General features: G+C 69.9%; 10 protein-coding genes. 4 read left to right on the top strand and 6 right to left on the bottom strand.

Annotation, left to right across the window (positions count from 1 at the left end; genetic code table 11):
• The first annotated feature begins 251 nt into the window (after positions 1-251).
• The 4 genes from haaT to haaN all read left to right on the top strand — a co-directional run bounded on the left by haaT (position 252) and on the right by haaN (position 5,106).
• Positions 252-3,020 carry a cyclophane-containing RiPP biosynthesis TPR protein HaaT gene (gene haaT, locus K1J60_RS19390; protein WP_220647303.1) on the top strand — a complete coding sequence of 923 codons (2,769 nt, stop codon included), beginning with the start codon at positions 252-254 and terminating at the stop codon, positions 3,018-3,020.
• 127 nt (positions 3,021-3,147) lie between these two features.
• Positions 3,148-3,351, top strand: coding sequence for a HaaA family cyclophane-containing RiPP peptide (gene haaA / locus K1J60_RS19395; RefSeq protein ID WP_220652000.1), 204 nt, complete (start codon positions 3,148-3,150; stop codon positions 3,349-3,351).
• A 13-nt stretch (positions 3,352-3,364) separates the two neighbouring features.
• The gene (locus K1J60_RS19400) at positions 3,365-4,534 is read left to right on the top strand and encodes an FxsB family cyclophane-forming radical SAM/SPASM peptide maturase (RefSeq protein ID WP_220647304.1); all 1,170 of its coding nucleotides are present in this window, start codon (positions 3,365-3,367) and stop codon (positions 4,532-4,534) included.
• 92 nt (positions 4,535-4,626) lie between these two features.
• A complete protein-coding gene (gene haaN, locus K1J60_RS19405) occupies positions 4,627-5,106 on the top strand; it encodes a cyclophane-containing RiPP N-acetyltransferase HaaN (protein WP_220647305.1) in 480 nt (159 codons plus the stop codon).
• Positions 5,107-5,576: 470 nt separating this feature from the next.
• Here haaN and K1J60_RS19410 read toward each other — a convergent pair whose 3' ends face one another.
• From K1J60_RS19410 to K1J60_RS19435, 6 genes are all read right to left on the bottom strand, one after another.
• Positions 5,577-6,410, bottom strand: coding sequence for a class I SAM-dependent methyltransferase (locus tag K1J60_RS19410; RefSeq protein ID WP_259407794.1), 834 nt, complete (start codon positions 6,408-6,410; stop codon positions 5,577-5,579).
• A 116-nt stretch (positions 6,411-6,526) separates the two neighbouring features.
• A complete protein-coding gene (locus K1J60_RS45920; RefSeq protein ID WP_259407795.1) occupies positions 6,527-6,937 on the bottom strand; it encodes a hypothetical protein in 411 nt (136 codons plus the stop codon).
• A gap of 62 nt (positions 6,938-6,999) precedes the next feature.
• Positions 7,000-8,166 (bottom strand): cytochrome P450 family protein, encoded by a 1,167-nt coding sequence (locus tag K1J60_RS19420; RefSeq protein WP_220651552.1) that lies wholly within the window; start codon positions 8,164-8,166, stop codon positions 7,000-7,002.
• A 107-nt stretch (positions 8,167-8,273) separates the two neighbouring features.
• Positions 8,274-9,557: an MAB_1171c family putative transporter gene (locus K1J60_RS19425; protein WP_220647306.1), complete on the bottom strand. Its 1,284-nt coding sequence runs from the start codon at positions 9,555-9,557 to the stop codon at positions 8,274-8,276.
• Positions 9,554-10,042 carry a M48 family metalloprotease gene (locus K1J60_RS19430; protein WP_259407796.1) on the bottom strand — a complete coding sequence of 163 codons (489 nt, stop codon included), beginning with the start codon at positions 10,040-10,042 and terminating at the stop codon, positions 9,554-9,556. The genes K1J60_RS19425 and K1J60_RS19430 overlap by 4 nt, the downstream gene beginning before the upstream one ends.
• A gap of 520 nt (positions 10,043-10,562) precedes the next feature.
• On the bottom strand, positions 10,563-11,018 hold the full coding sequence (locus K1J60_RS19435; RefSeq protein ID WP_033524580.1) for a helix-turn-helix domain-containing protein: 456 nt from the start codon (positions 11,016-11,018) through the stop codon (positions 10,563-10,565).
• Positions 11,019-11,137: the final 119 nt, after the last annotated feature.

Below are 11,137 nucleotides of genomic sequence, written 5' to 3' on the forward strand. Positions count from 1 at the left end.
ACAGACATCACCTTACGAACCGCCCACTGAAGATGGTGCGGTGGCCGTGGGCCAGCGCGCCTTGCGGCAGCTGGTGCACGCCGTGGCTCAGAGGCGCCCTTGACCAAGGTCTACGAGGACTGTTCGGTTAGGGAAGTTGGGGTGTCGTACTCGGGGGTTGCCTTCGTGACCAGGTCGGTTGGCAGTGCGTGGTGTCTCATCAGCGGCACCAGGGGGGAATCGGCCGCTCCCTCGGCTGCTGGGGCCTCCGTATGAGACTCCGGCGCGGGATCGCGATCGCCGTCGTCGCCGGAGGCTGCGCTTTGACCACCATGCTGGTCGGGCTCGTCACGAACGCCGTGTCCGATGAGTCGCGGTGGCCCGGCTGGCTTGGGTGGTTACAGGAGCACGCCTGGTTCTCGTTCGTCGTGCTGGGTGTGACGATGGCGGGGCTGACGGCCCTGCTCGCCGGACTCTCCGAGACGCGGCCTCCCACCCCGCCGGGGCGACCGGAGGATGGAACGGGGCCGCCGGGGGCCGCCCAGGTGCTGCGTTCGTTGCCACGCGACACCGCCGCGTTCACCGACCGTGCCGCGGAGCTGGAGCGGCTGGTGGGCTCGGTGCGGGCCTCACAGGAGCGCGGCGAGGGTCTGCCCGTTCACGTGATCGACGGCATGCCCGGCGTCGGGAAGACCACCTTCGCCGTGCACGCCGGCCACCTGCTCTCGGAGCGGTTCCCCGACGGACAGCTCTTCGTGAATCTCAACGGACACACGCCGGGGCGTACTCCGGTACAGGCCGGCGAGGCGCTCGCCTCGCTTCTCGCGGCCGCCGGCGTGCCGACGCAGCAGATTCCCGTCGGTGATGACGTCGGAGCGGTCACGGAGGCCCGGGCCGCCATGTGGCGGAGCAGGTTCGCGGACAAGAAGGCGCTGCTGATTCTCGACAACGCGGCCAGTTACCGGCAGCTGGAGCCGCTGCTCCCCGGTGGGAGCGGGTGCCTGGTGTTGGTGACCAGCCGCAAGCGGCTGGTGGCGAACGAGGAGGTGGTCATGTCGGTGGACGCACTGCCGCCGGATCACGCTGTCGACCTCTTCGTACGGCTCAGTGGGCGGCCGGCCGATACGTTCGACCGGGATGTGGTGGACGCGTTGGTGCGGCTGTGCGGGTGTCTGCCTCTGGGGGTGTCGCTTCTCGCGGCACGGCTGCGGCACCATCCGTCCTGGAACGCCGAGGACCTGCGCGGGCGGCTGGTGGCGGCGCGGGACCGCCTGGGAGAGCTGCGCGCCGGGGAGCGCGCCGTCACCGCGACGTTCGATCTCTCCTATCGGGATCTCGCGCCGGAGCGGCAGCGCTTCTTCCGGCGGCTCGGGTTATTCCCCGGCACCGATCTCGACCCGCACGTCGGTGCGGCTCTGGGTGACGTCTCGGTCGTAGTGGCCCGTCTGCACCTCGAGGCGCTCTACGACGACCACCTGATCGACGAACAACCGGGGAGTCGCTACCGGCTGCACGATCTCCTGCGGGACTACGCTCGCGGTCTCGCCGCCGAGGGGGACAGCATGGACCACGCACAGGCCGTACAGCGTGTGTGCGCCTACTACCTGGCCGCTCTCACCGTCGTGAACGGGCACATCGGGCGCAGTGGTGCCGTAGTGCCACCGGCGCCGGACGGCGCCTCGCGGGTGGAGACTCCGCCCCTGGAGTCGCGGGCGGACGCCTTGAGCTGGCTGGAGACCGAGCGGGCCAACATCCTGGCCTGCGTCCGGCGGGCGAACGGCCTCGCCCTGTACGACCTCGTGGTCCGGCTCGCCGCGGCCATGGCGCCCTTCCTGCGCCAGGCCGGCCCCTGGGACCAGGCCGTCGGGCTCCATCGGACCGCCGCCGAGGCCGCCCGCCATACCGGCGACCAGCGGGCCCGGGGCGACGCTCTCGCCGAACTCGGTGTCGTACGCCGCTTCATGGCCTCCTACCCACAGGCGATCGAGGCCCTGAACAACGCCGTGACGGCGTATGAAGCGGTCGACGACCGGCGCGGCAAGGCGGACACACTCAACCAGCTCGGCATCGTCTGGTACCTGACCGCGGACAACGAGGACGCGGCCCGAGCCCAGACCGACGCCCTCGCCCTCTACCGTGAGCTGGGGAACCGGCTCGGACAGGCGAACGCGCTCGCGGATCTCGGCATGACACACCGGCAGATGAGCCGGTTCGACACCGCGGTGGAGGCCCAGAGCGAGGCCCTGGCGATCTACCGAGAACTCGGTGACCGGTACGGGGAGGCGAACTCCCTGCGGGACCTGGGCGTCGTGCACTGCCTCATGGGCGCGTACGACCTGGCCGCGCGGCATCACCGGGAAGCGTTCGACATCTACCTGGAGCTGGACGATCGTGTGCACCAGGCGTACGCGCTGAACGAGTTGGGCGTCGTCCGACGACTGACCGGAGACATGGAGGGAGCGCGGACGGCACACAGCCAGGCCCTGACGCACTTCACCGAGCTCGGTGAACGGTTCGGCCGCGCGACCAGCGTCCGCCAGCTAGGCGTCGTGGAGCGTGTGACCGGAGATGCGACAGAGGCGATCCGGCTTCTGGTGGAGGCCCTGGACGTCTACCGCGAACTCGGCAGCCGCGGAGGTGAGGCCGCCTCGCTGAGCGAGCTGGGCGTGGCGCGCGGCATCGTCGGTGAGCGCGACGGCGCGATCGAGGCGTTCCAACGCGGTTTGCAGATCCTGCGGGGCCTGGGCGACCGGTGCGGCGAGGCAGAGGTACTGAACCACTGGGGGATGCTGCTGTTCACCTCCGGTGAATCGGCGGCCGCTCGCGGGCACTTCGACCAGGCGCTCACGCTAGCCCGGGACATCCGCTGCCCGCTGGAGGAGGCTCGGGCGCTGGAGGGCATCGGCCGATGCGACTGGACGATTGACGGGCCCGGTCACGGCGTGGGCTCGCTGCGAGCCGCCGTGACCGTGTACCGGCGGTTGGGAGTGAGCGCGGCCGTGAACGACATCGAACGGTTGCTGGTGTCACGGTCCGGTTGACGCCGACCACGTGGCCGAATTTCCTGTGCCAGGTGGGATGTTGAGGATGCTACGTTTCCGGCTGATCTGTCGCTTCAACCCCGTCGCACTGTGCCGCCTCCGGCACGTACCTCACGAGGAGCGTTGAATGCCGCCACCCGCGTCCGTCACCGAGCCATGCACCATCACGCCCGTCGGCCCGGCGTCCGTGGAGCCGACGGCGTCCGGCACCGCCGTCCTGGACCGCGTGGCCGCCCGCGTTCGACAGCGGCTGGAGGCCGAGGAGGGCGCGACGGGCCCGGTCGGTGCCGGTGCCCACGCGGCCTCGCTCATCTGGCCCTGGCCGCTGTGAGCACGTCCGCTCGATGACAGAACCTGAAGAACCCGAAGGCCCCGTACCTTTTCAGACGTTCATCCTCAAGGTCGCCAACCGCTGCAACATCGACTGCGACTACTGCTTCGTCTTCAACTCCAAGGACCAGGCGGCGCGGCGCCTGCCCGCCCGAATGGACCTCGCTGTGGCCCGGGCTGCGGCCCGGCGGATCGGTGAACACGCTTCCGCACACCGCCTTCGGACCGTCCACGTCGTACTGCACGGCGGGGAGCCGCTTCTCATCGGTGTCGGGCACATGGCCGGTCTACTTGAGGCCGTCCGGGACGCTGCGCCGGCCGGGACCCGGGTCCTCTTCGAGCTCCAGACCAACGGAACTCTTCTGTCCGATGCCTGGCTGGACCTCTTCGAGCGGTACGAGGTCGCGGTCGGCGTCAGCCTCGACGGACCGCCACGTGCAAATGACCGGCACCGGCTGACCCACGCAGGGCGGTCGAGCGCCGCCTCCGCCATGCGCGGCATCGAACTCCTGCGGTCGCGGCCACACCTGTTCGCGGGGCTGCTCGCCGTCGTGGACCTGGCCAACGACCCCGTGGAGGTCCACGACTACCTGGCGGCGTTCGAACCGCCCGTGGTCGACTTCGGCCTGCCGCACGCGACCCACGACGACCCGCCGCACCGCGCCGACCCGAGCGTGCCCGAGTACGGGCTGTGGATGAGCAGGGTGTACGACGCCTGGCTCGCCCGGCCCGAGTACGGGCACAGCGTCCGGATGCTGGAAGACATCGTGGCCCTCAGCTCTGGCGTGCGCGGCTCGGTGGAGACGCTCGGCCTGGCCCCGCCGACAAGCGTCGTGATCGAGTCCGACGGCTCCATCGAGGCCGTGGACACCCTGCGGTCGGTCGAGGAGGGTGCCACCTGGCTCGGGCTCGACGTCCTCCGCCACTCTTTCGACGAAGCTCTGTCGCATCCGAAGCTGTTGCACCGGCAGCACGGCAAGGACGCGCTCGCCGAGCAGTGCCGCGCCTGCCCACTCGTGGACGTGTGCGGCGGTGGCTACCTCCCACACCGCTTCAGCGAAGCCCAGGGCTACCGGAACCCGTCTGTCTACTGCACGGACCTGGAGTACCTCATCCGACACGTCCAGAGCTCCCTGCGGCAGCACGGCTGGAACCCCTACGCGCAGGCCGCATCGCCGCCGTAGACGCGTGCCCCGTACCGCCAGGAGGGGATCACGCGTTGGAACGAACGAGTGCAGCAGCGACCGAAGCAACCGAGGAAGGACAGGAGGCGCCGATGACCGTGACGATCCGTCCCGCGGAGAAGCGGGACGTCCCGGCCGTGGCCGGGCTGATCGAGGAGATCGAGCGGTTCTACGGGGCCGCCGACACAGATATCCAGCCGATCGAGGAGCGCCGCCTCCAGGTGGAAGAAGCCCTCTTCGGCGTGCCACCGCTGGCTTCCGCCCTGCTCGTCGAGGACGAGACCGGGGACATCGTGGGCCTCGCCGCCTATTCCTTCCTCTGGCCGGCTACCGGCTCCTCGCACTCCCTGTTCCTGAAGGAGCTCTACGTCCGCGACACCCTGCGTCGGCAGGGCATCGGTGCTCGCCTCATGGACGAACTCCGCGCCCTGGCCGCCGCGCGCCCCGGGTGCAGCCGGGTGGAATGGATGACTGACCGCGACAACCCAGGCGCACGGGCCTTCTACGAGTCGCGCGGGTTCACCGAGTCCGACGGGAAGATCGTCTACCGGGTCGACTCCGGCACCGCGTGAGGGTGGTACGAGACCAGTGAAAGAGGAGCGCTGCGAGGAGTGCGGCAGCAAGATCGTCATCGGGCTCGGATGCGAATGTCCGCCGGGCTCGTCCGCGTCGGCGCCCTCGCGTTCGGTAGGCACGTTCGTGAAGAGGGAGTGGCGTACTCACCCGGAGGACACGATCCTGATCTCCCCGGCTCGGTGCGCGCACAGGCCCGGCTGGTGCGACCACATGACCGAGGACGACGTACGGCCGCCACGGTGGGGGTGGATCACGAATCCTCCACCTGGGCTCTGGGAGCGGTTGAGTACTGCTTCTCCGGCGACCGCCACCGCGGGCAACCAGAGCCGACGGGCCGTACGGCGGTGCACCGACTGCGAGTTGAACCTTGCGCAGGGTTGACCACAGGGCTCCGACGCCGCTCTGCTCTCGTTTCGTCTCGTGTCGGTGGCGCAGCCGCAACTGCCGACGGCCGCGCCCGCCGACGTCAGTAGGTGATGACGAGCCGTACGGAAGGCCGGTCGATCACGGCTCCGTCGGCGAGGTCGTTGTCCGGTGTGTCCGCGGGGTAGGCGGTGACTGCGGGTTCGACGGTCCTGGCCGGGCTCCAGGCGCGGATCTGCGCGCAGATCCGCTCGGCGAGATCGGCGCCGGCCGGGCCGTAGCCGACGGCTCCCAGCCGGAACCGGGGTTCGGTGCCCGGGTCTGCGGCGGTGCGCTCCAGGGTGAAGTACGCGATGGAGTCACCCTCGACGAGGGCGGGGCTCAGGGCGGGCGAGGCGGGGCGGTGAAGGCCGGCCTCCATCGCCGCGGGATTCGCGGTGATACGGCAGGTCGCTCGCTCGGTGGCACTGAGGCGCAGCCATACGCCGTCGAAGGACTCGACGGGGCCGACCGTCGCGTCGGTCCAGACGACCGTCTTCGGTCGGGTGAGGGCGTCACGCAGGAGTTCCGGGACGATGGGCTGGTCCTCGTCCCAGTAGAGCCTGACGAACCGGTCGTCGTCGATGTAGTCGTTCCGCTCTCCGTCCTGGCCGATCACCGGGAGGAAGCCGCACATCTTCACGGAGTCGGACGTCATCCGGTCCTTCTCGCGTCGGAACGCCACGGACCGCGACAGCCCGCGCCATCGCAGCGGGACGACGAGGCGTCCGCCGACGGCGAGCTGGTCCCACCAGGTTCCGGGGAGGTCCCACATGCCGACGGCGGCGATCATGCGGTCGTAGGGGCTGAACTCCTCGGCGCCGAGGGCGCCGTCCCTGGTGACCACGCGAACGTCGTCGCACCCGTTCGCGTCCAGCTCGGGAGTTACACCGCTCACCGTACAGACCCTGGCGTGCCGCGCGTGCGACTGGGTGGTCCCGGCGTCGATGGAGTGGGCACGGGGCTCGGGCCTCGGGCCTCGGGCCTCGGGCCTCGAAGAGCGTGGGGCGGTGGTCAGGCGGGGAGCCAGGCGGGCCACTGGGGTGGGACGTTGCTTGTGGGGCAGAGGCCGGAGTCGCCGGGGTAGCCGTCCAGGGTGCCTCGGGTTGCGAAGAGCCACCAGGCCGGCCCGACCGTCGCCACGACGACCAGCAGCGTCGGCAGTGCGGCGCGGAGTGCCCTCGGTGCGCGAAGCGTCAGGCGTCGGCCGATGGCCAGTGCCACGAGCCCGACGAGCGCCTCGGCTCCCACGACGAGAGTGAGCAGGAAGTTGAGTTCGAGGCGTCCGCCGGCGTCGTAACCCGCGTCGCAGTACGCGCGTGCCCAGACGGTCAGTGACCAGGCGGCGCAGCCCATGGCGACGCCGAGCAAGGCGGAGCACGCCCAGGGAAGACAGGAGGTGGAACTCGGCTCGGATGTGTGCACGACATGACACGACAGCGAACGCACCGTCCATGGTTCCTGGGTGGGGCGTGGGGTGTGGGTGGTCAGAGGGTGAGCGGGAGGGTCTTCAGGCCTCGGGTCAGGCGGGTGTGGCGCCAGGGGAGGGTTTCGACGGGGGCCGCCAGGCTGGCGTGGGGGTGGCGGGTGATGACGGCGTGGAGGGCGAGTTCGGCCTCGGCTCTGGCCAAAGGGGCACCCAGGCATCGGTGGATGCCGTGGCCGAAGGCGAGGTGTCCTGCGGCGGGGCGGGTGAGATCCAAGCGGTCGGGATCGGGGAATCGGTCCGGGTCGCGGTTGGCGGCGCCGGGTGCGATGAGGACCGGGGCGCCTTCGGGGATCTCCGTACCGCCGAGTGTGAGTGCCTCGGTGCTGTAGCGGAACGTGGCGATCCCGACGGGCGAGTCGTAGCGCAGCAGCTCGTCCAGCGCGCTGCCGAGGAGCTGCGGCTCGGCCCTCAGTCGCGCGAGTGATTCCGGGTGCCGGAGGAGGGCGAGGGCCGCGTTGCCGATGAAGTTGGTGGTGGTCTCGTGGCCGGCCACCAGCAAAAGTACGGCGAGCGATACGAGTTCGTCCTCGGACAGGCGGTCCTGGCCGTCGCGTACGGCGATGAGGTCGTCGAGCAGGCTGGTGCCGGGTGCGGTGCGCTTGGTGGCGACGAGGGCGGTCATATAGTCGCCGACGGCGTGGGAGGCGGCGTCGATCCGTCGCGGGTCTCCGGCGGCGAACAGGTCGCTCGACCAGGTGCGTACGGATGCGCGGTCGGACTCGGGCACCCCGAGCAGCTCGCAGATGACCGTGACGGGCAGCGGGACCGCGAGGTCGGCGACGAGGTCCACCGTTCCGTGGTCCGGCCATGCGTCGAGCAACTCGTCGACGAGGCCCGAGATGTAGGGGCGCAGCCGGGCGACCGCCCCGGTGGTGAACGCCTTCGTCACCAGCGCCCGTAGCCGGGCGTGGTGCGGGGGATCGGTGGCGAGCATGTTCCGGGAGACGGCCGGGTGGAGATCGCGTTGCGACGGCCGACCGGCGAAGAATTTCGTGGTGTCCTTCGAGAGCCGGGGGTCGGTGAACGCCTCCCGGGCCTCGGTGTAGCCGGTGACCAGGTAGCTGTGGCGGCCTCCTGAACCGGTGGGTACCCTGCGTACCGGTGCCGCTTCGCGCAGGCGGGCGTACGTGGGGTAGGGGTCGGCGAAGAATGCGGGGTCCTGCAACGGGTCGGTTGCGCTGGTGGGGCGGGGGTCCTCGGTTGGGTGGGGGGCCTCGGTCGGGTGGGGGGCTTCGGTCGGGTGGGGGGCTTCGGTCGGGTGGGGCGGGTTGGTCACGTTCGGGGATCCGTTCCGGACGGTGCCAGGGGGTCGGTGGTGGGGGTGGTTTCGTGCTGGGTGTATGCCTGGGCTACGAGCAGCAGCCATTCGGTCTCGGCTCGGAGGTTGCCCGCTCGGGAGGCGGTTCTGGAGGGCGCGGGTGCGGCTCCGGTTCTAAGTTCGTTTCCGGTCCTGGGTTCGCTTCCCGTTCTGGGTTCGCTTCCCGTTCTGGGTTCGCTTCCCGTTCTGGGTTCGCTTCCCGTTGTCTTCGCGTGTACGGCCGCGCGCAGGATCGCGGCCTCGACGATGGCGTCTCCTTCCTGGGTTCCCGTCAAGCCGCGTGCGGCGACGGCCCGTTCGGCGCTCTCCTGGACGCGCACCGAGCGGTGGGGGCGAAGGGCGAGCACTCCGTCGTTGATCTCGATCACCCGGCGGTGGAGGTGGAAGTCGGAGTCGTCCACGTGCTGCGACCCCGCCGGGCCCAGGACGACCTCAGGGGTCGTGTCGGTGATGTCCTTCCACAGGGGGGCCAGCGCGGCGAACGACCTCGACTCCCAGCGACGGCGCAGGAACTGGCTGAACGGCCACACGACCGCCGGGAGGGTGAGCCCCACGGTGACGAGGAGTACCGCGACCGCCGGCGCCGTGACGCTGAACACGCAGCGGACGGGGCTGATGGGCGTCGAGCATCGGACGCCGTGCGGCAGGAGGTCCAGTTCGAGCCCGATGGAGACCAGGCCGAAGACCTTGTAGGCGGCGTACAGCAGGGCGAAGACGCAGCCGACGGAGGTGATGCGCAGTCCTACGCGCTGGCTCTTGCGGCGTGAGTGGCCGGCCTGTTTCCAGGTCTGCGTGCCGAAGTCCTTCGCGGTGACGCTGAGGTACGTGACGTAGATCAGCACGTAGAGCGCGTACAGCTGGGGTGAATCGTCGTTCAACTGGCTGGCGGTGAACAGCACCGTCATGGCGGTGACGGAGATGCCGAGGAAGAGCACGCGCCGTCGGATGTTCCGCCGGGCCTCGTCGGGTTCCTGGTCGAGCTGGAGCATGAACGCCAGGACGGAGGTCGCGGCGGTCAGCGTGAAGGAGTTGCTGAGCAGGCGCCCGCCGTCGGGGACGACGCTTTCGACGGCGTTCTCCACGACGGACACGTACGAGCCGAAGGCACAGGCGAAGGAGACGAGCAGTGCCGCCATGGCCCAGGTGCCGGTCGGCCGGTGGCCGCCCCGGCCCCGGACCCAGTACCCGGCGGCGAGCAGCAGCACGAGGGCCACGCCTGCGAACAAGAGGTCGATCATCGGCGCCGACGGCCCTTCCTGGTGGGTTTGGCGAACAGGGCCTCCCAGCGTTCGGCGCCCTTCTCGGGCTCACGGGGAGGTAACTCACGTCCGCGGTAGATGTGCTGCCGGATGACGGTGGCCATCGTCTCGGCCTCGCGCTCGTCGTCCGTGGAGTAGCTCGTGCGTCCGTTCATCCGCTGCACGAGGGTGGGGTTGAAGCCGAGGGCGCGGAAGGCGTCGGCGTCCAGCTCCAGCGTGCCGGGGTGGTCGCAGATGATGTGGCTGACCTCGTGCGCGAGGATGTGGTTCTGGTGCAGGGCGGACGTTCCCTCCTCGTAGAAGAGGAGGTCCGCGTCGGGTGTCTCCAGGCGGATCCCGCAGGGTGCGTCGATCGCGCCGAGGGTGCTCAGCGGCCTCAGGATGATCGGACGGCCGCGCATCTCCGCCACGGCGTCGCAGAGGTCTCGGGTGTTGAAGCGGTGAGGGAGCCGAAGCGCGTCCACGCGTTCTTCGCAAGCGCGGCGTAACCGCTCAAGGTCCATGTCCGGTCCTGACGTTGCTCGGGTCTGGCCGCTGACGGCGTGACCCCGTAAGGCCGGAGTGCGATCCGGGATCCCCGGCACCGAATCGTTCGAAAGCTTAGGCGAACACGCAGGCCGGTCCAAGGGAATCTCGGCGCTCTGGCCGAATGGCCGGATCTCGCGATTCGCCCATCAGGTGAGGGCGCGTTTCATCTGGGCAAAGGCAGGTTTTCGAGCCGGGGCCGGTTTCCTGTCCGGGGCTGATTTTCGGGTTGAGGCCGAATTACTGTCCGGGGCCGGTTCGAGTCCAGGGAGCACTCCGGGTCCGGGTCCGGTCCAAGTCCGGGTCCGGGTCCGGGTCCGGGTCCGGGTCCAAGTGCAGGTCCGGGTCCGGGCCCAGGTCCAAGTCAGCGGCTGGCGGCGGGGCGGTGGCCCGTGGTGGGCCGGTGGCCGGCAGCGGCCAGCAGCCAGGTGCGCCCCGCGCCCCGCGCCCCGCGCCCGCTTAATTGTCCAAGTCGAGGCCGTTCGAGGGTGTTTCGCCCGGAAGGCCCTCCAGGATGCGGGCCTGCTCGATCACCGCCGTCACCATCTGGAGGGTCTCGGCACTGAGACCGTTGGCGCGCAGGGCCACGGTGCGGACGTTCTGGTCCCGCATGGCGGCGAGGACCGCGATCTCCGCTCGGGTGCGATGGGCGGCCTGCTCGTCCACGAAGTAGCCGGCGGGCACGCCGAAGAAGTCGGCGAGCGCCTTGATGGTGTGCCTTGTGGGGTTCTTCTTGGCACCGGTGCGCAGTTGCTGGATCGCGCTCGCGGTGAGCCCCTTGCCCTCGTCGCCCGAAGCCTCTCGGATCCCTTCGGCGACCTCGGCGTACGTGTAGGGCCCGCGACCCGCCGGGTGGACCTCCTGGAAGAGGTGGTCCAGCAACTGCGCGAAGGTGCGCGGCTCGTCGTCTGTCACGTCCGGTACGTCCTGTCCTGATCGCCGCTGTGTCCACTCTGGTGTGCGTGAGCGCGGAACGTGGTGGCTTCTGCTCAACTTTAGTTGACGATCGCCCACAACTACGGTGTACGTTCTAC

This window comes from Streptomyces akebiae (assembly GCF_019599145.1).
In the GTDB taxonomy this organism is placed as follows: Bacteria; Actinomycetota; Actinomycetes; order Streptomycetales; family Streptomycetaceae; genus Streptomyces; species Streptomyces akebiae.

Excerpts from the sequence above, each read along its gene's own strand:
- haaT (WP_220647303.1), top strand. The coding sequence starts at position 252 with ATGAGACTCCGGCGCGGGATCGCGATCGCCGTCGTCGCCGGAGGCTGC.
- haaA (WP_220652000.1), top strand. The coding sequence starts at position 3,148 with ATGCCGCCACCCGCGTCCGTCACCGAGCCATGCACCATCACGCCCGTC.
- K1J60_RS19400 (WP_220647304.1), top strand. The coding sequence starts at position 3,365 with ATGACAGAACCTGAAGAACCCGAAGGCCCCGTACCTTTTCAGACGTTC.
- haaN (WP_220647305.1), top strand. The coding sequence starts at position 4,627 with ATGACCGTGACGATCCGTCCCGCGGAGAAGCGGGACGTCCCGGCCGTG.
- K1J60_RS19425 (WP_220647306.1), bottom strand. The coding sequence starts at position 9,557 with ATGATCGACCTCTTGTTCGCAGGCGTGGCCCTCGTGCTGCTGCTCGCC.